The following is a 19,608-nucleotide window of genomic DNA, read 5'->3' on the forward strand; positions in this document are numbered from 1 at the left end:
CCGATCCTATTTGGGCGACGGCCTCACCCCGCCGATGACCGAGAGGACGATCGCCGACACCGCATTGCGGATCACCGGCTCGGCCTTGGGCGCGAAGAAGGGCGAATGGTTGGTCGGCGCCGGCTGGCCCTTCGCCTTCAGATCGGCGAGCACTGCGGGGTCATAACCGCCGATCGCGAAATAGAGCGACGGGATGCCCGCATCGACGAATTCGGAATAATCTTCGCTCGCCGAAACAGGCGCGGCACTGGCGGGCGCGAAGAGGAGCCGGTCGCCGAACACCGGTTTCAGGATAGCGAAGCCGTTGGCGGCCATCGACTCGTCGTTCACCAGGCTGGCGGTGCCGCTCAGATAGGTGATCGTCGGTTCGGGCGCGTTGCCCATCAATGCCGCCGCCTTGGCCGAACGCTGCGCCCCGGCGCGGAGCAGTTCGCGCACCTCGGGGGTCAGCGAGCGCATGTTGACCTTCACCTCGGCGCTGTCGGGGATGATGTTGGGCGCGCTGCCGGCGTTGATCGCGCCGATGGTCAGCACCCCGAACGCGGCGGGATCCTTTTCGCGGCTGATCACCGTCTGCACGTCGGTGACGAAGCGCGCGGCAATCGGGATCGGATCGAGCGCCGCTGACGGCATCGATCCGTGCCCGCCGCGCCCGTGGAAAATGATCGAATAGCTGTCCGATGCGGAGAAGGCCGTGCCCGCCTTGATCCCGATCGTTCCGGTCGGGCCGTTCAGGACGTGCGCGGCAAAGCCGTAGTCGGGTTTCGGAAAGCGCGTCAGCAGCCCATCGTCGAGCATCGCCTTTGCGCCCTTCAGTATCTCTTCGGCGGGCTGGCCGATCAGCACCACCGTGCCCGACCAGCTGTCGCGCATCGCGCTCAGCGCCTGCGCAACGCCGACCAGATAGGCGACATGCGTGTCGTGGCCGCACGCGTGCATCACGGGCACATCCTTGCCCTCATAGGTCGCGCGCGCCTTGCTCGACCAGGCAAGCCCGGTCTTTTCCTCCATCGGCAGCGCGTCCATGTCGGCGCGGATGAGGATCGTCGGTCCGTCGCCATTCTTCAGCACACCGACGACGCCGGTGCCGCCGACCTTCTCGGTCACAGCGAAGCCCGCCTTGCGCAAATGCTGCACCAGGATGCCCGCGGTGCGAACTTCCTGCATCCCGAGTTCGGGATGGAGGTGCAAATCCTTGTAGATCGCCTCAAGCGCCGGATAATTTTTGTCGAGCAGCGCGGTCAGCCGCGCATTCGCCGCCGCGAGGTCGGGCGCGGCCTGCGCGCCAGCGGGAAACAGGAGAGCCAGCGAAGCCGCTGCCCCCAGCCAGTGCTTCGCCATTCTCCTGTCTCCCCTAATTCATAGTCGTCAGATGTGGATCGGCTTGCCGGTCACCGCCATCGCGGCTTCCTTGATCGCTTCGCTGTGCGTCGGGTGCGCGTGGCAGGTGTATGCGATGTCTTCGGACGTCGCGCCGAATTCCATCGCCTGCGCGGCCTGTGCGATCATCGTGCCCGCGACGCTGGCGATACACCAGACGCCGAGCACGCGGTCGCTCTTCGCATCGGCGATGACCTTCACGAAGCCGTCGGGCTCGTGGTTGGTCTTCGCGCGGCTGTTCGCCATCATCGGGAACTTGCCGACCTTGACCTCGCCGCGTTCCTTCGCCTGCTCTTCGGTCAGGCCGACGCCGGCGATTTCAGGCCAGGTATAGACGACCGACGGGATGACATCATGGTTCACGATGCCGGTCTGCCCCGCAATATTCTCGGCGCAGGCGATACCTTCGTCTTCGGCCTTGTGCGCAAGCATCGGGCCGGGGATCACGTCGCCGATTGCCCAGATGCCGGGAACCTGGGTGCTGAAGTCATGATCGGTTTCGATCTGGCCGCGCTGGTTGACGGCAATCCCCGCCTTGTCGAGCGCGAGGCCGTCGGTGTTGGGCTTCCGCCCGATCGACACCAGCACGACATCGGCCTCGAGCGTTTCGGCCTCGCCGCCGGCGGCGGGCTCGAGCGTGAGCACCGCCTTCTTGCCCTTGACCGCCGCCTTGGTGACCTTGGTCTTGAGCTTGAACTCGATGCCCTGCTTCTTGAAGATCTTGTTCGCCTCCTTGCGGACGTCGCCGTCCATGCCGGGCAGGATCTGGTCGAGGAATTCGACGCAGGTGACCTTGGCGCCGAGGCGGCGCCAGACGCTGCCGAGCTCGAGCCCGATCACCCCGCCGCCGATCACGACCATATGACCCGGAACCTTCGCCAGTTCGAGCGCGCCGGTCGAATCGACGATGATCTGCTTGTCGTTATCGACCTCGACACCCGGCAGCGGAGTGACCGACGAGCCGGTGGCGATGATGATATTCTTGGCGCGATAAGTCTTGCCCGCGACCTCGACGCTGTCCTTGCCGGTGAAGGCGGCATAGCCTTTCAGCCAGTCGATCTTGTTCTTCTTGAACAGGAATTCGATGCCGCCGGTCAGCCCCTTGACCGCGTCGACGCGCTGGCCGTGCATCGCCCCCAGGTCGAGCTCGGGCTTCACCTTGATGCCCATTTTCGCCATCGAGCCGTTGGCGGCGGCGTCGAAATATTCGGACGCGTGCAGCATCGCCTTCGACGGGATGCAGCCGACATTGAGGCAGGTGCCGCCGAGCGTCTCGCGCCCTTCGGCGCACGCGGTCTTCAGGCCCAGCTGCGCCGCACGGATCGCCGCGACATAACCGCCGGGGCCCGAACCGATGACAAGGACGTCGTAGTCGTAATCAGCCATTTTTCGCCTCTCTTCTCGTCACCCTGAACTTGTTTCAGGGTCCATGGCCGGACCATGGATGCTGAAACAAGTTCAGCATGACGATAATGTGAAATTACAAATCGATCAGCAGGCGCGTCGGATCCTCGATCGCTTCCTTGATCGTCTTGAGGAAGGTCACCGCTTCGCGCCCGTCGATCAGGCGGTGGTCATAGCTCAGCGCCAGATACATCATCGGGCGGATCACGATCTCGCCATTGCGAACGACGGGGCGATCCTCGATGCGGTGGAGGCCGAGCACGGCCGACTGCGGCGGGTTGATGATCGGGGTCGACATCAGGCCGCCGAACACGCCGCCGTTCGAGATGGTGAAGGTGCCGCCGGTCATATCGTCCATCGTCAGCGTGCCGTCCTTGGCGCGCTTGCCGAGGTCGGCGATCGCCTTTTCGATGTCGGCGAAGCCTAGGCTTTCGGCGTTGCGCACGACCGGCACGACGAGGCCGTTGGGGGCGCTGACCGCGACCGAGACGTCGAGATAGTCGTGGTAGACGATTTCGTCGCCGTCGATGCGCGCGTTGACCGAGGGAATGTCATGCGCTGCGAGCGCGACGGCCTTGGTGAAGAAGCTCATGAAGCCGAGGCGCACGCCATGCTTCTTCTCGAACATCTCGCGATATTTGTCGCGCGTCGCCATCACCGCCGACATGTCGCAGTCGTTGAAGGTCGTCAGCATCGCCGCGGTTTCCTGCGCCGATTTCAACCGCTTGGCGATCGTCTGGCGCATCCGCGTCATCTTGACGCGCTCCTCGCGGCGGCCGGGGGCGCCGCTGGCGGCAGGAGCCGGGGCAGCGGCGGCCGACGCGGGCACAGGCTCGGGCGCCGCGTTGGCGGCGGCGAGCACATCTTCCTTGGTCAGGCGGCCGTCCTTGCCGGTGCCCTTGATCTTGGTCGGGTCGACGCCGTGCTCGAGAACAAGGCGGCGCACCGCAGGCGACAGCGTCGTGACGCCGTCGCCGGCATCTTCGGGCGCAGCCGTCGCGGGCGCAGGAGCGGCCGCTTCGGCTTTCGCCGGCGCAGCGGCGGGAGCGGGAGCCGGAGCAGCGGCAGCGCCGCGCGCCTCGATCGTCGCGATCGCCGCGCCGACATTGACCGTATCGCCGACCGCGGCGAGCTGCTGGCCCATCACGCCCGCGACGGGCGACGGCACTTCGACCGCAACCTTGTCGGTTTCAAGGCTCGCAATCGGCTCGTCGAGCGCGACGGCTTCGCCGGGCTTTTTCAGCCACTCGCCGATCGTCGCTTCGGTAACGCTTTCGCCCAGCGTGGGGACTTTGACTTCGGTGCTCATGGATGCAGTTCCTTGGGGCTCAGGCTTTATTCTTGGTACGGCGAATTTCGGCGCGGACGCTGAGGCCAAGCGCGTCGGCGACCAGCGCCGACTGCTCGGTCTGGTGGCGGCTCATCAGGCCCGTCGCGGGCGACGCCGCGGCGGTGCGGCCGGCGTAGCGCGGCCGCATGCCCTTCTTGCCCGCTTCGGCCAGCGCGTCCTCGATCAGTTCGTTGACGAAGAACCACGCGCCGTTGTTGCGCGGTTCTTCCTGCGCCCACACCACCTCTTCGAGCTTCGGCATGCGCTTCAAACGGACGCTGAGCGGCTCACCCGGGAAGGGGTAGATCTGCTCGACGCGGATGACCGTCGTGTCGGTGAGGCCCGCAGCGTCGCGCGCTTCCATCAAATCGTAACCGACCTTGCCCGAACAGAGGACGACGCGCTTGACGTCCTTGTCCTCCGGCGGCGTACGGTCGGACATGAGGCGGCGGAAATGCGCGTCGCCGATGAAGTCGCTGCGCTGCGATACCGCGAGCTTGTGGCGGAGCAGCGACTTGGGCGTCATGATGATCAGCGGCTTGCGGAACGGACGCAGCATCTGGCGGCGCAGGACGTGGAAATAGTTCGACGGGGTCGAAATATTGCACACCTGGATATTGTCGCCCGCGCACAGTTGCAGGAAGCGTTCGAGACGCGCCGAGCTATGTTCGGGGCCCTGCCCTTCATAACCATGCGGCAACAGCATCACGAGGCCGTTGGCGCGCAGCCACTTGGCCTCGCCCGACGCGATGAACTGGTCGATCATGATCTGCGCGCCGTTGGCGAAATCGCCGAACTGCGCTTCCCACAGGACCAGCGATTTGGGGTCGGCCATCGCATAGCCATATTCGAACCCGAGCACGCCATATTCGCTCAAGGGGCTGTCGAGCACCTCGAACCGGCCGTGCGGCACGGTCGTCAGCGGCACATATTTGCGCTCGTCCTTCTGATCGACCCAGACGGCATGGCGCTGGCTGAAGGTGCCGCGGCCCGAATCCTGGCCCGACAGGCGCACCTGATAGCCTTCGCTGAGCAAAGTGCCGAAGGCGAGGCTTTCGGCGGTCGCCCAATCGAACACCTCATTGTCGCTCTTGTCGGCGAACATCGCGGCGCGCGCGTCGATCACGCGGCGCAGCGTCTTGTGCACGTCGAGGTCGCCGGGGATCGTCGTCAGCGTACGCCCGATCGAGTCGAACAATTTGTCGCTGACGCCGGTCGCGATGTTGCGGCGGGCGTTTTCGGGATCGGCGGGGGCATGCAGCCCCGACCAGCGGCCGGCGAACCAGTCGGCCTTGTTGGGCTTATAGCTTTTCGCCGCTTCGAAATCGCCTTCGAGCCGCGCGACGAACTCGGCGCGGCGGGCGTCGGCCCAGCCGGCATCGATCACGCCTTCGGCTTCGAGCTTCGCCGCGCACAGCTGCGATACCGGCGGATGCTGGCGAATGCTGGCGTACATCAGCGGCTGGGTGAACGAAGGCTCGTCGCCTTCGTTATGGCCGAAGCGGCGATAGCACCACATGTCGATCACGACGTCGCGCTTGAACTGCTGGCGGAAATCGATCGCGAGCTTGCACGCGAAGGTCACGGCTTCAGGATCGTCGCCGTTGACGTGCAGGATCGGCGCCATCACGCCCTTTGCGACGTCCGACGGATAGGGCGACGAGCGCGCAAACTGCGGGCTGGTCGTGAAGCCGATCTGGTTGTTGACGATGAAGTGGATGCAGCCGCCGGTGTTGTAGCCGCGGATGCCCGAGAAGCCGAGGCATTCCCAGACGATCCCCTGCCCCGCGAACGCCGCGTCGCCGTGGATCAGCACGGGCAGCACCTGCTCATGCTTTTCAAGGTCGTCGCGCACCACCTGCTGCGCGCGCACCTTGCCGAGCACGACCGGATCGGCCGCCTCGAGGTGCGACGGGTTGGGAACGAGCGACATATGCACCGACGCGCCGCCGAACTCGCGGTCGGTCGAGGTGCCGAGGTGATATTTGACGTCGCCCGAACCGCCGATGTCGTCTGGGTTCGCCGATCCGCCGGCGAATTCGTGGAAGATCACCTGATACGGCTTCGCCATGACGTTCGCGAGCATGTTGAGGCGCCCGCGGTGCGCCATGCCATAGACGATCTCGCGCACGCCGTACTGGGCGCCATATTTGATGATCGATTCCATCGCGGGGATCATGCTCTCGCCGCCGTCGAGCCCGAAACGCTTGGTGCCGACATATTTGCGCGCGAGGAATTTCTCCCACTCCTCAGCCTCGATCACCTTATTCAGGATGGCGCGTTTGCCCTCGACCGAAAATTCGATGATCTTGTCGGCGCCTTCCATCCGCTCCTGCAGGAACTGGCGCTCCTCGATGTCGGCGATGTGCATATATTCAAGGCCGACATTGCCGCAGTAATTGGCGCGCAGGATCGCGACGATTTCGCGAATGGTCGCCTTTTCCAGCCCCAGCGTGCCGCCGATGAATACCGGGCGGTCCTGATCCGCGCCGACGAAGCCGTGAAATTCGGGCGTCAGGTCGGCGGGCAGTTCGCGCGTGCTGAGGCCAAGCGGATCGAGATTGGCGGCGAGATGCCCGCGCACGCGATAGGTGCGGATCAGCATCATCGCGCGGATCGAATCGTCCGCCGCGCGTTCGACTTCGGCGTTCGACAGCGGCGCGCCGGCTTTCGCCGCCGCCGCCTTCACCAGGACCTGCATCTGCTGCGGGTCGAGCGCGGCGGTCAGGTCGTCGCTGTCGATCTGCGGCCAGTTTTTCGGTGCCCAGCTCGGGCCCGCCTGCGGCTCGTCGATGTCAAAGCTTTGTCGTTCGAGGTTCATTGTCTTTCCCATTCTCTGAAGAGAAATGGCTCCGGGGAGGATGTGGGGAGCAAACGCCCGCCGGCAACGACCGTTGCCGGCGGGCGTTTAAATCAAACGCGTTCCTTCAGCACTTCGGCGAGGGTCGAGCCGAGTTCCGACGGGCTCGCCGACACCTTGATGCCCGCGGCTTCCATCGCGGCGATCTTGCTTTCGGCGTCGCCCTTGCCGCCCGACACGATCGCGCCGGCATGGCCCATGCGGCGGCCCGGAGGCGCGGTGCGGCCCGCGATGAAGCCTGCCATCGGCTTCTTGCGGCCGCGCTTGGCTTCGTCGATCAGGAACTGCGCCGCCTGCTCCTCGGCGTCGCCGCCGATTTCGCCGATCATGATGATCGACTTGGTCGCTTCGTCGGCGAGGAAGAGTTCGAGCACATCGATGAAGTTGGTGCCGTTGACGGGGTCGCCGCCGATGCCGACCGCGGTCGTCTGGCCCAGGCCGACGTTCGTGGTCTGGAACACCGCCTCATAGGTGAGCGTGCCCGAGCGCGAGACGACGCCGACGCTGCCCTTCGAGAAAATGCTGCCGGGCATGATGCCGATCTTGCACTCGCCGGGGGTCAGCACGCCGGGGCAGTTCGGGCCGATCAGGCGCGATTTCGAACCCGACAGCGCGCGCTTCACCTTGACCATGTCGAGCACCGGAATGCCTTCGGTGATGCAGACGATCAGCTCCATCTCGGCGTCGATCGCCTCGAGGATCGAGTCCGCGGCGAACGGCGGCGGAACATAGATGCAGCTCGCGGTCGCGCCCGTCGCGGCCTTCGCTTCTTCGACGGTGTTGAAGTTGGGCAGGCCGATGTGCGTCGTCCCGCCCTTGCCCGGCGTCACGCCGCCGACCATCTGCGTGCCATAGGCCAGCGCCTGCTCGGTGTGGAAAGTGCCGGTGGCGCCGGTCATCCCCTGGGTAATGACCTTGGTATTCTTGTCGATGAGAATGCTCATGCGTGTCGTTCCGTTTCTCGTTCCCCGGCGAAAGCCGGGGTCCATCTGGGGATTGGGCCCCGGCTTTCGCCGGGGAACAAAAAGTCAGGCGAGGCTGGGATCCAGCGCCTTGCACGCGTCGAGCAGTTCCTTGACCGCGTCGACCGACACCTGCAGGCCTGCCTTGTCAGCATCGTCGAGTGCGATCTCGACGATCTTCTCGACGCCGCCGGCACCGATCAGCACCGGCACGCCGACGTACAGACCGTCGAGGCCGTACTGGCCGTCGACATAGGCGGCGCAGGGCAGGATGCGCTTCTGGTCGCCGAGATAGGCTTCGGCCATCGCGATGCCCGAAGCTGCGGGCGCATAGAAAGCCGAACCGGTGCCGAGCAGCGCGACGATTTCGCCGCCGCCGCCGCGGGTGCGCTTGACGATCGCGTCGATCTTGTCCTGACTCGACAGGCCCATCTTGACGAGGTCGGGAACGGGGATGCCGTTGACGGTCGAATAGCGCACCACCGGCACCATCGTGTCGCCATGGCCGCCGAGAACGAAGGTGTTCACGTCCTTGACCGACACGTCGAATTCATCGGCGATGAAGTGGCTGAAGCGCGCCGAATCGAGCACGCCGGCCATGCCGACGACCTTGTTGTGCGGGAGCCCTGAGAATTCGCGCAGCGCCCACACCATCGCGTCGAGCGGGTTGGTGATGCAGATGACAAAGGCGTCGGGGGCGTTGGCCTTGATGCCTTCGCCGACGGCCTTCATGACCTTCAGGTTGATGCCGAGCAAATCGTCGCGGCTCATGCCCGGCTTGCGGGCGACCCCGGCGGTGACGATGATGACGTCGGCGCCGGCGATGTCGGCATAATCGTTCGTGCCGGTGATCTTGGCGTCAAAGCCCTGGACCGGACCGACCTGCGACAGGTCGAGCGCCTTGCCCTGCGGCACGCCTTCGACCACGTCGAACAGGACGACGTCGCCGAGTTCCTTCTGTGCGGCGAGCAGCGCCAACGTCCCGCCGATATTTCCGGCTCCGATCAAAGCGATCTTCTTGCGTCCCATGGCGCGCGGCACTCCCTTCCTGGCAAGCCCGGCAATGCTTCACAGACCGGTTGGCACACGGGCTAAAGTGCCATGCCGGTCCCAAGACTGGCGACGCCCCTACGCCGATTCCCTTAAGGAAACAACCGCGAAAAGGATGAAAAACAGCCTTTTTTTGCAAATAGTTCGCAATAACAACAAGGCGCACTCAAGACCGGCTGAAGATGGGAATTGGCACACTGTATAGCAAGAGCGTGACATTTTCCGGCCTCGGCGTAGGCTTTTCCGGGAAGGCCCGCATAGGCGAATTAACCCTCCCGTATCGCTGCATTGTTACGCGCAGGCGGATGACGCGCGCAATCATCAGCTTTGATACCGAATTGTCGGCCAGCCGGGATCGGAATCGCCGCGCCCAAGCGGCTCCGCACGCTGCGCCGGACGATCGAACAGGGCTATGGTTATCTCACGCACGAGGTGCGTTACGTCCGCGACCTCATCTATGTGACCGTCAATTCGTCACGCTGGGGAAAGATCGCCAGCGACGTCCTCCTGGCCGTGGCCTAGAGCAAGATAGTCGTCGGATTGCATTTCGGCGAGACGGCTCGCCGTCCGCTCGAATTCGAATGCGCCGTCGCCCGCAATATAAAGCTGATCGGGCATTGCCGCGGCGCTCGCTAGCAGCTTGACCTTAAATTCATAGAGCGCGTCGATCAGCGTGACGAAGCGCGCCGCCTCGTTGCGATTCTCCGGCCCCATGCGTGAGATGCCGACGATGATCACCGCATGGAAATGCCGCGCAACCGCAAGATAGTCCGATGCCCCGCGCGCCTCGCCGCACAGTCGTTTGAACGAAAAGACCGCCACGCCTTTCAGCGCCTTGGGCACATGCAGCGTCCGGCCGCCGCCGACATCGAGGTCGAGCGTCGGGACATGCGCGCGATCCTCGGGCGGATAGTCGGTCAAGCGAAAGAAGGCGGCCGAGAGCGCGGCGCTGGCCTTATCGTCGGCGGGAACGAACCAGCGCGCGCCATCGCCCAGCCGGTCGCGGCGATAATCGGTCGGGCCGTTCAATCCCATCACGTCGAGCTTCGCCTCGACGAGCGCGATGAAGGGCAGGAAATGCTCGCGATTGAGCCCGTCCTTGTAGAGATCCTTCGGCGGCCGGTTCGAGGTCGCGACCACCGTCACGCCGCGGTCGATCAGCGCGGTGAACAGGCGCGAGAGGATCATCGCGTCGGCGCTGTTGTTCACGACCATTTCGTCGAAGGCAAGGCAGCGGACATTCTCGACCAGCGCGTCGGCGACGAGCGGGATCGGATCGCCGCTCTCGCTCTTGCGCACCTCGCGCATCCGCGCGTGGACGTCGAGCATGAAGGCGTGGAAATGGACACGCCGCTTTCGGTTGATGTGAAGCTGGTCGTAAAACAGGTCCATCAGCATCGACTTGCCACGCCCGACCGCGCCCCACAGATAGACCCCGCGCGGCGCCTCGGGCTTGCGGCCGGTCAGGCGCCAGAGCAGGCTGCCGCGTGGCGGCACCGCTTCCAGTTCCTGCTGGAGCAGGTTCAGCCGCTCGGCCGCGGCACGCTGTTCGGGGTCGGCTTTGAGCTCGCCCGCGGCGACCAGCGCATCATAGGCGGCGAGGACGGTCGTCACTTCTGGCTGGCCTTGCGGATCGTCCCGGCGAAGGTGAGAACGATATGGCTGTCGCCATCGCCCTGAACGACAAGCCCGCGCAGGAAGATGAGCCGCCCGGTCTCGCGCACCAGTTCGACGACGGCATCCAATGGCTCGCCGACCCGGCCCGCGCCAACGAACTGCGTCGACAGATCGAGCGTCACCGAATGGCCGGCATTGAGCGACCCGAACTGATGCGACGCCGCGAACAGTGCGATGTCGACCAGCGCCAGCGTCACCGCGCCATGAACATTGTCGCCGAGGTTGCTGTGCTTGCGCTCTGGCATCATCCGCACCCGCGCCTGCGGTCGGCGGTCATGCGTGGGCGGCTCGGCGCGCACCATCAGCGGTTCGATGAAGCTATTGAAGCGCGTCGGGTCCTTGAGGTCCCAGCTCAGCCAGCCGCCGTCCAATTCCTCGGCGCTGAAATACTCGCGGCGCTTCGGTTCCTCGATCCCGTCGTTCACGTTTCGGCTTTCGCAAGGGCGAAACGGCACCGGCCCGCTCCCCCACCCGGCCTCCCACAGGGTAAACTGGTTTGGGAGGCCGGGTGGGGGAGCGGGCCGGTGCCGGCGTTGGCGTCAGCCAACATCAGACTTGCCGCTCGGCCTCGAGCTTCTTGATCTCGGCGATAGCGCGCGCGGGGTTAAGCCCCTTGGGACAGGCGTTGGCGCAGTTCATGATCGTGTGGCAGCGATAGAGGCGGAAGGGATCTTCCAATTCGTCGAGCCGCTCGCCGGTCATCTCGTCGCGGCTGTCGGCGAGCCAGCGATACGCCTGGAGCAGGATCGCGGGGCCGAGGAACTTGTCGCTGTTCCACCAGTAACTGGGGCAACTCGTCGAGCAGCAGGCGCACAGGATGCACTCGTAAAGCCCGTCGAGCTTTTCGCGCTCGGCGGGCGACTGCAGCCGCTCCTTGCCGCTCGGCGTCGTCGTCTTGGTCTTCAGCCAGGGCTCGATCGACGCATATTGGGCATAAAAATGGGTGAAGTCGGGGACGAGGTCCTTGATGACGTCCATCGCGGGCAGCGGGGTGATCGTGATGTCGCCCTTCAGATCCTCGATCGCGGTGGTGCAGGCGAGGCCGTTCTTGCCGTTCATGTTCATCGAACAGCTGCCGCAGATGCCTTCGCGGCACGAGCGGCGGAAGGTCAGCGAGGCGTCCTGCTCGCTCTTCATCTTGATCAGCGCGTCGAGCACCATCGGGCCGCATGTTTCGGTGTCGATCTCGAACGTGTCGAACCGCGGATTCTGGCCGCTATCGGGGTCGTAGCGATAAACTTTGAATGTCTTGACCGCAGCCGCGCCTTCGGCCTTGTGGACCTTGCCACCCTTTTGCGGGCGGCTGTTCTTGGGCAGACGAAATTCGGCCATATCGCGGTTTCCCCTATGCAATCGCGGGCTGACTAGACCCGATTGGCGGAGTCGACAAGAGGGAGAAGGGGGGTTGAAAGCGCGAAAGCCGCTGGCAGGCACCGAGGCAAGGCGCTAGGGCGGCAGCGATGAGCGATAGTGCCGCCCAACCCGCCGTCACCAGCCGCAGCGTCGCGCGCGGGCTCGGCACTACGGTGCTCGCGCGGCTGGGCGCGGTGGTCGAAATCGTCGCGCAGCCGCTTTACGTCCTGATGTTCGGCCTCGCGGGTTATGGCCTCTATGCGGTGCTCTGGGCCACCATCAACCTGCTCGAAAATACCTTCGACACCGGCATGACCAGCGCGATGCAGCGCACCGTCCCGCAATCGGCGAGCGATGCCGAAGCGGCGGCGGCGCTGCGCACCGCCATGATTTTCGGCGTCGGACCCTGCATCGTGGTGGCGGCGCTGATCGCGCTCTTCGCCGCCGACCTCGGGCCGCTGCTCAACGTCGCAGAAAAGGACCGCGCGCTCGTCACCCCCGCCATCCGGATCTTCGTCTGGGCGCTCCCGCTGTGGGCTTTTGTCGAGATCGCGACATCGGCGCTGCGCGCCCGTATGGTGTTCGGGGCCGAAATCCGGCTGCGGATCATCTGGGAGCAGGTCATCCGGCTTATATTCGCGGGAGCCTTCTTTGCCATCGGCCTCGGCCTCAAAGGCCTGTTCATCGCGCATCTCTGCTCGCTGGCGATCACCGCAATCCTTTGCGTGCGCCTGCTCGCCCGCCATTACAGCTTCGCCGACCTGCGGCGCGGACCCTGGGTTACCGAGACCGCGCGCAATACCTTCTGGGCCGGGCTGTCGATCCTGCCGTCGAACATCATCGCGCGGCTGTTCGGCGACGCGCCCGCGCTGATCCTCAACCTGCTGCTGCCCGGCGCGGCGGGCGCCGCCGCCGCGGGCCTGTTCACCATCGCACGCAAGCTATCGAGCGTCGTCCAACTCGTCCGCATCGCCTTCGTCTATGTCATGGCGCCGCTCGCGGCGAGCGCCGAGCGGCAGGACCGCGCGCAGGTCGCCGACATCTATGCCTATGCGACGCGGCTGATCGCCGCGATCGCGCTACCGCTGGCCGCCGTGCTCGCGGCGGGCAGCGCCTCGCTGCTCAGCCTGTTCGGGCACCAGGCGCAGGTTGCGCAGGGCGCGGTCGTCATCCTGCTCTTCGCGCGCGCAGCCGAGGCGGTGCTCGGCATTTCGGCCCCAGTGCTGCAAGTCGTCGCGGCCTTCCGCCACCAGCTGACCGCCAGCGTCTTCGGCGTCGGCATCGCGGTCGGTGCCGGCTGGCTGATCGTCGGCCATCTCGATGCGCTGACCGGGGTCACGCTCGCCACCTCGATCGGCCTTGTCGTGATGGCGGCCATTCCGACGCTTCAGCTCGCGATGACCGAAAAGCTGCACCCCTTTGACCGGCAATTCCCCGCCGTTGCGCTGCGCGGGATGGCAATCACGCTGGCGGCCGGGGCAGCCGCGCTGCTGGTCAGCCGCTTGCCCGACCCGGTCGCGCTGCCGCTGATCATCGGGATCGCGGTCGCCTCGATCTGGCTGTCGATGCGCTTTGCCTTGCCGTTCGCCGACCGCGCCTCGCTGGGCAAGACGGGGCGCAAACTTGGCCTGATTGGAAGCGAGGCGCCATGACCGACACCGCCGCCGCACCCATCCGCGTCGCGATCTACGATCTCGACCGCACTGTCCTGCGCAAGCCGACCTTCACCTTGTTCCTGCTGTGGGCCGCATGGAAAAGCGCGCGCTGGCGCCTGCTGCTGCTGCCCGCGCTCGCCGCCTTGATGATCGGCTATGCGCTGCGCCTCTATGGGCGGGACCGGTTCAAACCCGCCGCCATTCGCCTGATGCTGGGGCCGCATCTTTCGCCGGCGCGCGCGACCGACCTCGCCGCGCGCTTTGCGGCGTGGCGCGTGGCGCGCGACGTGCCGCCGGGCGCTGAGGCCTGCATCGCGCGCGACCGTGCCGAGGGATACCGCCTGCTGATGGCGACCGCGGCACCCGAATTCTACGCCGGCGCGATCGCCGAAGCGCTGGGCTTCGACGCCATTGTCGCGACGCGCCACCGGCGCGATGCCGACGGAAACTGGCTGCCCCAGCTCGATGGCGAGAATTGCTATGGGTTGGAAAAGGCCCGCCGGGTGACCGAATGGCTGAGCACCCATGCCGTCGGCGGTGCGGCGCATATCCGCGCTTATTCGGATCATCTCAGCGACGCACCGACCTTCGCGCTCGCAAGCGAATCCTGGCTGGTCGGGCGTGGTGACAAATTTGTTCGGCTGGCTACGCGGCACGGTTGGCGGGCAGCCGATTTTGAAGATGTCGCGGCAGGCGCCGTCGTCGAGGCCCGATAATGCGCATAGTCTTCCTGTTCATCGCCGAACCCCACCAGATATTCCACGCCTTGCCCATCGCCGCCGAAATGGCGGCTGCGGGATCGGACGTGGATGTCGCGGTCGCCAGCCCCGACCATCTTCGCATGGTCGAACAGGTGGCGCGTGCCTATCCAGGCTTCGCCCCCAACGTCGCGCTACTGGGGCAGCGCGGCGTCGCGCGCTGGCTGCGCGACTGGGGCCTGTTTCGCAACCCGCGGCTGCCGATCCTGTTCGGCGCGCTGTCATTTCTGCGCCAGTTCGACGCGATCGTCGCGCCCGAACGGACGACGACGGCGATCCGGCATTTTCTGTCGCGCCGCACCCGCCTGATCTTCACGCCGCACGGTGCCGGCGACCGCGCGATCACGTTCGACCCACGCGACCGGCATTTCGATTTCGTGCTCGTAGCGGGCGAAAAGAGCGAACAGCGCATGCTCGATGCCGGGACCATTCGGCCGGGCTGTTACGCCGTCAACGGCTATGTGAAGCTCGACCTGATGCCGCGCCTGCAAAAGATGCGCGAGCCGCTGTTCGCCAATGGACGACCGACCATTCTCTATGCTCCGCATTTCCGGCGATCCTTGTCGTCATGGGACCGGTTCGGGCGCGATCTCATCGCCTGGTTCGCCGCGCAGGACCGCTACAATCTTGTGGTCGCGCCGCATATCCGCCTCTTCGCCGAGGCGAGCGAGGCCGAGCGCGACGCGGTGATGCGGCTCGCCATACCCGGCAAGATCCTGATCGACCTGCACTCCGACCGCCTGTTCGACATGAGCTATACGAGCGGCGCCGACATCTACATCGGCGACGTCAGCAGCCAGGTTTACGAATTCCTCGCGACCCCGCGCCCGTGCGTCTTCCTCAATGCGCATCGCGTCGAATGGGAAGGCAATCCCGATTATCTGTTCTGGACGCTCGGCGATGTCGTGGACGACCTCTCCGAACTGCCAGGCGCGCTCGACCGCGCCCCCGCGCGGCATCCGCTCTATGCCGATGCCCAACGCGAAAGGCTGGCGGAATCGATCGGCGGCGACCCGGCCGGCGCGGCGCGACGCGGCGCCGAGGCGATCTCGCGCTTCCTTGCAAAGGACGCACCACAGGATATGAGCGGCGGATGACCGACACGTCTTCCCTGCCCGCCCTGTCGCTGATCGGCGAGAACACCACCCTGTTGTGGGGCATGACCAACGCCGAACGGTTGCGCCGGCTGGCGCGCGCCGAAGGCTTGTCCGAAACGCCGCCGTCGTCAGGCGCGCAGCTCTATGTCAATCTGGCCTATGTCTTCGACCCCGTGTGGCTGCGCCATATCCTGACGCTTCCCGGTACGGTCGTGATGGACGGCGACCAACTGGTGATGGCGCATCTGACCGGCGGTATGCGTCCCGAGGACGTCGCGGCGCATCGCGACCAAGTCACCCTGATCGATTATCGCGACAACCCGCAAATCTATAACCGCCAGCTTCGCAAGCTCGAGTGCCCCTTCATCCAGCGCCTGACCCCCGAAACCCGGCGCGAGATCGAGCGGAAAAGCTATTTCGGCGCGTACAAGGGCGTCACCGATGCGCTCACCAAATATCTGTGGCCCGAACTCGCGCTGTGGCTGACGCGGATCGCGGCGAGCATCGGCATGACGCCGAACATGGTCACCGCGATCGGCGCGACCCTCTGCGTCTATGCGACCTACCTCTTCGCTTATGGGGAATATTGGACCGGCATGCTCGCGGGCTTCATTTTCATGGTGCTCGACACCGTCGATGGAAAGCTCGCGCGCTGCACGATCACTTCGTCGAAATGGGGCAATGTCGCCGATCATGGCGTCGACCTGGTCCATCCGCCCTTCTGGTGGTATTTCTGGGGCGTCGGACTCGGCGCGTGGGGCCTCGCGCTGTCGACGCAGACCTTCGTCTGGGTGATGATCGCGGTGGTCGCGGGCTATGTGCTCCAGCGCGTTATCGAAGGGCTGTTCATCAAGGATTTCGGCATGGACATCCATGTCTGGCAGCGCTTCGACAGCCAGTTCCGCCTGATCACCGCGCGGCGCAACCCGAACATCGCCATCCTCTTTTTCGCGACGCTCGCGGGGAGGCCCGACATCGGGCTGATCGCGCTCGCATGGTGGACCGTGATTTCGCTGGTCGTCCACGCGGTGCGGCTGGTGCAGGCCTATGCGACGAAGCGCGCGGGCCACCCGATTGTCAGCTGGATGGAAGAAGCATGAACGATACCATCGCGAAATTCGGCCATCCTGTAACGCTGATCGCCGAATATGAGCATTGGGTCGTGCTGCTGCGCCCCGCGCAGCCGACGCTCGGCGCACTGATACTCGCGGCGAAATCCGACGCCACTGCCTTTGGTGACTTGCCCGCCGCCGCGCACGCCGAACTCAAGATCGCGACCGCCGCGATCGAGGCGGCGCTGGGCCGGGCGGTCGGCTATGCGAAGATCAACTATCTAATGCTGATGATGGTCGACCCGCACGTCCATTTCCACGTGCTGCCGCGCTATGAGGGCGAACGCAGCGGCGCGGGCATGACGATCCCCGACGCCGGCTGGCCGGGCCAACCCGACCTTGGGCAGGCGGTCAAACTCGATGAAGCACAGACCGCCGAACTCACCGGCTGGCTCAAACCCTATTTCGCGTAAAGCCCTTCTTCGGCCCATTTCGCGGTGAGCGCATCGGCGGCTTCGACATCCTGCGGGAAGTCGACTTCCTGCCATTCCAGCCCTTCGATCGACACGGTGCCGACGCGGTTGCCCTTGGCGATGATGTCGATCGCGCGAAGATACCAGCGTTCGACCCCGTCGGGGGTGCGCATCATCTGGTCGACCTGATTGCGAAAGATCGACGGGCCGTCGCCGACAAAGGCGAGCATGCCGATCGATTCGGCGTTGGTATCGGGGGGCAGCAATCGCTTGCCGATGTGATGCAGCCGCCCTTCGGCATCGCGGTTCACCTTCATATCATCGTCGTCATAGTCTTTCTTGACGTCGACGGTGACGGTGATCGGCTCGTTCGCGCCTTCGATCAGCTTCGCGACGATCTCGTCCGAAATGATGGTGTCGCCGTTGAGGATGATGAAATTACGGTCCATCTCCTCGCGCGCAATCCAGCAGGTGCCGAGATTGTCGGCGACCTGGAAGAAGGGGTTGAACAAAGTACGGATGCGCACGCCGGTATCGCGGTAGAGCTGCAGCGCATGATCCTCGACGCGTTCGGTGCGGAACCCGGTGACGACGACGATGTCCTTGATACCGTTCGCGGCGAGCGCGGCGACCTGCCAGCCGATCAGCGTGCGGCCGTTCAAGTCGATCAGGCATTTGGGGATGTCGCGGGTCAGCGGCAGCAGGCGCGAGCCCTGCCCGGCCGACAGGATGATGGCTTTGTCGATGGTCATAGGGGCCGCCCTATAGCGCCTTGGCGCCGCGCGGCAAATATGGCTTCGATAAGCGCGATGTCGGCGGGCTTGTCGGCGTCGATGCACGCCTCGCCCTCGGACATTGGCACAACCTTCGCTTTCAGCCCGAAGCGCAGCCCCGCACGCGCGACGCCTTGATGGATCGTGAAGAGACGGAGCAGCGCCCCGATCAGCAGCCACGGGCCGAACGCCGCGATGATCTTGAGCCCCTTCTTGCGGTCGCGTTCGATGCGGCCCCAGAAATCGAGCAGCGGCAGCACGCGGCGCCCGCGCAGGCGGAACATGTTCGCCCCCGACCACCAACCGCCGCGGAATTTCAGCCAGGTGCGTTTCGACTGCGGATAGCGGGCTAGCAGCACGTCGCGCTCGACCATCGCCACCGCGACGTCGCTGTCCTCGGCGCCCGTCAGGAATTCGGCGATCATCGTGGGCGTGAGCAGCACATTGTCGGCGGTCGTCACCAACAGCGGATCGTCGCCCGGGGGGAGCGCGGCGGCGAGCGAGCTGCTGATCCCCTGTCCCGAATCCGTAAAATGCAGATCGGCAAGACCCTCGAGCCCTGGCTCGGCCGCGAGCTCGGCGCTGTTCTGCGCGAGAATCGTGATCGGGCCAACGAGAGGCGAACCCCGAAGCGCCTGCACGACATGAACGAGCATCGCCTGTCCCGCGATCGGCAGCAGCGCCTTGGTCGAGACATTGCTGCCGGTTAGCAGCGGATCGGGACCGGGGCGGCTGCCCGCGAGGACGATCGCCGGGATCGGGCCGGTCATGGCGCGGGCGAAACCCGGCGTGCGGTCGCACCGCGCAGGAAATCGGTCGCTTCGCTGAGGATCGGCCCCTTGTAGGCGAGCGGGCCGGTGAGCGCCATGATAAGGTCGTTGTGGCTGAGCCCGTCGTATGTGCGCAGCGTCGCCGCCCCGCCGACCTTGTGCATCGCCGCCGCCAGATTCTGGCTGTTGCGGACGCGCACGACTGTGTCGGCGGTGCCGTGCCCGAGCCACAGCGGCGGCGCGTCGGCGCGCACGAAACTGATCGGCTGCGTCTGCTCGATCGGCCGGATGTCGCCCATCGCGACATCGGCGCGGCCGCCCTTTTCGAGCGGCACAAAATCATAGGGCCCCGACAGCGCCGCGACCCCGCGAATGACCGAGGCATCGCTGCCCGCCGCCTTCATCCATTGCGGATCGAGCGCGAGCATCACCGCATTATAGGCGCCCGCCGAATGGCCCGACAGCGCGATACGCTCGGGATCGCCGCCATAATCGCCGATATGCGCGGCGGCCCACGCGACCGCCGCCGCGCTATCCTGCAGGAAGTCGGGCCAATGCCCCTCGGGCACGATGCGATAGTCGGGGATGACGACGATGAAACCCTGCTTGGCAAAGGCGCGTCCGGCAAAGCCGTAATCGTCGCGCGCGCCGCTGTACCAGCCGCCGCCATAGAGGAAGACGAGCACCGGCAGCTTGTCGGTCTTTTTCGTCCCTGTCGGCACCCAGATGTTGAGCTTGTTTCGCTCGCCGGAGCCATAGGGCTGGCCTGCGACCTGCAACGTCGCGCCGTCGCCGTCGCCGAGCAACCGGTCGCCGAGGTTGAGTGATTTCGCGCCGCCCCCGACGATCAGGCGCGCGCCGCCGCCGAACAGCAGCACGAGCAAAATCACCACTATCAGGAATTTGATCAACCGCCGTCCTTTGGAAACCCGTCCCGCCATCTTTCGCGCCCTACAGGGCGGTGACGCGGGGAACAAGCAGTGCGGCAAGGCTTGCACCGGACTTTTCGTCACC

The 19,608-nt window shown here is 65.4% G+C and carries 17 protein-coding genes; 5 read left to right on the plus strand and 12 right to left on the minus strand.

What is annotated here, in order from left to right; all coding sequences use genetic code 11:
* Positions 1-6 precede the first annotated feature (6 nt).
* The 9 genes from V6M50_RS01745 to V6M50_RS01785 form a co-directional block, all read right to left on the minus strand.
* Positions 7-1,341, minus strand: coding sequence for an amidohydrolase (locus V6M50_RS01745; RefSeq protein ID WP_332816811.1), 1,335 nt, complete (start codon positions 1,339-1,341; stop codon positions 7-9).
* A gap of 27 nt (positions 1,342-1,368) precedes the next feature.
* Complete coding sequence (gene lpdA, locus V6M50_RS01750; RefSeq protein WP_332816812.1) at positions 1,369-2,766, minus strand: dihydrolipoyl dehydrogenase; 1,398 nt, start codon at positions 2,764-2,766, stop codon at positions 1,369-1,371.
* A gap of 94 nt (positions 2,767-2,860) precedes the next feature.
* A complete protein-coding gene (gene odhB, locus V6M50_RS01755; protein WP_332816813.1) occupies positions 2,861-4,093 on the minus strand; it encodes a 2-oxoglutarate dehydrogenase complex dihydrolipoyllysine-residue succinyltransferase in 1,233 nt (410 codons plus the stop codon).
* A 19-nt stretch (positions 4,094-4,112) separates the two neighbouring features.
* Positions 4,113-6,935: a 2-oxoglutarate dehydrogenase E1 component gene (locus tag V6M50_RS01760; RefSeq protein ID WP_332816814.1), complete on the minus strand. Its 2,823-nt coding sequence runs from the start codon at positions 6,933-6,935 to the stop codon at positions 4,113-4,115.
* A 92-nt stretch (positions 6,936-7,027) separates the two neighbouring features.
* A complete protein-coding gene (sucD, locus tag V6M50_RS01765) occupies positions 7,028-7,918 on the minus strand; it encodes a succinate--CoA ligase subunit alpha (protein WP_037517798.1) in 891 nt (296 codons plus the stop codon).
* Positions 7,919-8,002: 84 nt separating this feature from the next.
* Complete coding sequence (gene mdh, locus V6M50_RS01770; RefSeq protein WP_332816815.1) at positions 8,003-8,965, minus strand: malate dehydrogenase; 963 nt, start codon at positions 8,963-8,965, stop codon at positions 8,003-8,005.
* Positions 8,966-9,460: 495 nt separating this feature from the next.
* Positions 9,461-10,600, minus strand: coding sequence for a cell division protein ZapE (gene zapE / locus V6M50_RS01775; RefSeq protein ID WP_332816816.1), 1,140 nt, complete (start codon positions 10,598-10,600; stop codon positions 9,461-9,463).
* Entirely contained in the window at positions 10,597-11,088 is a 492-nt protein-coding gene (locus V6M50_RS01780) for a PaaI family thioesterase (RefSeq protein WP_332816817.1), read from the minus strand. The genes zapE and V6M50_RS01780 overlap by 4 nt, the downstream gene beginning before the upstream one ends.
* A gap of 124 nt (positions 11,089-11,212) precedes the next feature.
* A complete protein-coding gene (locus V6M50_RS01785; RefSeq protein WP_332816818.1) occupies positions 11,213-11,995 on the minus strand; it encodes a succinate dehydrogenase iron-sulfur subunit in 783 nt (260 codons plus the stop codon).
* Positions 11,996-12,123: 128 nt separating this feature from the next.
* Here V6M50_RS01785 and V6M50_RS01790 point away from each other — a divergent pair, with 128 nt between their 5' ends.
* The 5 genes from V6M50_RS01790 to V6M50_RS01810 are packed head-to-tail and all read left to right on the plus strand — an operon-like array spanning position 12,124 to position 17,051.
* Positions 12,124-13,668, plus strand: coding sequence for a lipopolysaccharide biosynthesis protein (locus V6M50_RS01790; RefSeq protein WP_332816819.1), 1,545 nt, complete (start codon positions 12,124-12,126; stop codon positions 13,666-13,668).
* Positions 13,665-14,387, plus strand: coding sequence for an HAD-IB family phosphatase (locus V6M50_RS01795; protein ID WP_332816820.1), 723 nt, complete (start codon positions 13,665-13,667; stop codon positions 14,385-14,387). The genes V6M50_RS01790 and V6M50_RS01795 overlap by 4 nt, the downstream gene beginning before the upstream one ends.
* Positions 14,387-15,526 (plus strand): hypothetical protein, encoded by a 1,140-nt coding sequence (locus V6M50_RS01800; RefSeq protein WP_332816821.1) that lies wholly within the window; start codon positions 14,387-14,389, stop codon positions 15,524-15,526. Before V6M50_RS01795 ends, V6M50_RS01800 begins: the two co-directional genes overlap by 1 nt.
* Positions 15,523-16,626, plus strand: a complete 1,104-nt coding sequence (locus tag V6M50_RS01805; protein ID WP_332816822.1) for a CDP-alcohol phosphatidyltransferase family protein — start codon at positions 15,523-15,525, stop codon at positions 16,624-16,626. The genes V6M50_RS01800 and V6M50_RS01805 overlap by 4 nt, the downstream gene beginning before the upstream one ends.
* Positions 16,623-17,051, plus strand: a complete 429-nt coding sequence (locus V6M50_RS01810; protein WP_332816823.1) for an HIT family protein — start codon at positions 16,623-16,625, stop codon at positions 17,049-17,051. The genes V6M50_RS01805 and V6M50_RS01810 overlap by 4 nt, the downstream gene beginning before the upstream one ends.
* Here the strand turns inward: V6M50_RS01810 and V6M50_RS01815 are convergent.
* From V6M50_RS01815 to V6M50_RS01825, 3 genes are read right to left on the minus strand one after another with little or no spacing between them, the layout of a single operon-like run.
* The gene (locus V6M50_RS01815) at positions 17,039-17,803 is read right to left on the minus strand and encodes a phosphocholine cytidylyltransferase family protein (protein ID WP_332816824.1); all 765 of its coding nucleotides are present in this window, start codon (positions 17,801-17,803) and stop codon (positions 17,039-17,041) included. The genes V6M50_RS01810 and V6M50_RS01815 overlap by 13 nt on opposite strands.
* A complete protein-coding gene (locus tag V6M50_RS01820; protein ID WP_332816825.1) occupies positions 17,800-18,594 on the minus strand; it encodes a nucleotidyltransferase family protein in 795 nt (264 codons plus the stop codon). The genes V6M50_RS01815 and V6M50_RS01820 overlap by 4 nt, the downstream gene beginning before the upstream one ends.
* Positions 18,591-19,505: an alpha/beta hydrolase gene (locus V6M50_RS01825; protein WP_332816826.1), complete on the minus strand. Its 915-nt coding sequence runs from the start codon at positions 19,503-19,505 to the stop codon at positions 18,591-18,593. The genes V6M50_RS01820 and V6M50_RS01825 overlap by 4 nt, the downstream gene beginning before the upstream one ends.
* Positions 19,506-19,608: the final 103 nt, after the last annotated feature.

Origin of the sequence: Sphingopyxis sp. (assembly GCF_036675685.1) — a bacterium.
Classification (GTDB): domain Bacteria; phylum Pseudomonadota; class Alphaproteobacteria; order Sphingomonadales; family Sphingomonadaceae; genus Sphingopyxis.

Excerpts from the sequence above, each read along its gene's own strand:
- sucD (WP_037517798.1), bottom strand. The coding sequence starts at position 7,918 with ATGAGCATTCTCATCGACAAGAATACCAAGGTCATTACCCAGGGGATG.
- V6M50_RS01805 (WP_332816822.1), top strand. The coding sequence starts at position 15,523 with ATGACCGACACGTCTTCCCTGCCCGCCCTGTCGCTGATCGGCGAGAAC.
- V6M50_RS01810 (WP_332816823.1), top strand. The coding sequence starts at position 16,623 with ATGAACGATACCATCGCGAAATTCGGCCATCCTGTAACGCTGATCGCC.
- V6M50_RS01785 (WP_332816818.1), bottom strand. The coding sequence starts at position 11,995 with ATGGCCGAATTTCGTCTGCCCAAGAACAGCCGCCCGCAAAAGGGTGGC.
- lpdA (WP_332816812.1), bottom strand. The coding sequence starts at position 2,766 with ATGGCTGATTACGACTACGACGTCCTTGTCATCGGTTCGGGCCCCGGC.
- odhB (WP_332816813.1), bottom strand. The coding sequence starts at position 4,093 with ATGAGCACCGAAGTCAAAGTCCCCACGCTGGGCGAAAGCGTTACCGAA.
- V6M50_RS01745 (WP_332816811.1), bottom strand. The coding sequence starts at position 1,341 with ATGGCGAAGCACTGGCTGGGGGCAGCGGCTTCGCTGGCTCTCCTGTTT.
- V6M50_RS01795 (WP_332816820.1), top strand. The coding sequence starts at position 13,665 with ATGACCGACACCGCCGCCGCACCCATCCGCGTCGCGATCTACGATCTC.
- V6M50_RS01790 (WP_332816819.1), top strand. The coding sequence starts at position 12,124 with ATGAGCGATAGTGCCGCCCAACCCGCCGTCACCAGCCGCAGCGTCGCG.
- V6M50_RS01800 (WP_332816821.1), top strand. The coding sequence starts at position 14,387 with ATGCGCATAGTCTTCCTGTTCATCGCCGAACCCCACCAGATATTCCAC.
- V6M50_RS01820 (WP_332816825.1), bottom strand. The coding sequence starts at position 18,594 with ATGACCGGCCCGATCCCGGCGATCGTCCTCGCGGGCAGCCGCCCCGGT.
- V6M50_RS01760 (WP_332816814.1), bottom strand. The coding sequence starts at position 6,935 with ATGAACCTCGAACGACAAAGCTTTGACATCGACGAGCCGCAGGCGGGC.
- V6M50_RS01815 (WP_332816824.1), bottom strand. The coding sequence starts at position 17,803 with ATGACCATCGACAAAGCCATCATCCTGTCGGCCGGGCAGGGCTCGCGC.
- mdh (WP_332816815.1), bottom strand. The coding sequence starts at position 8,965 with ATGGGACGCAAGAAGATCGCTTTGATCGGAGCCGGAAATATCGGCGGG.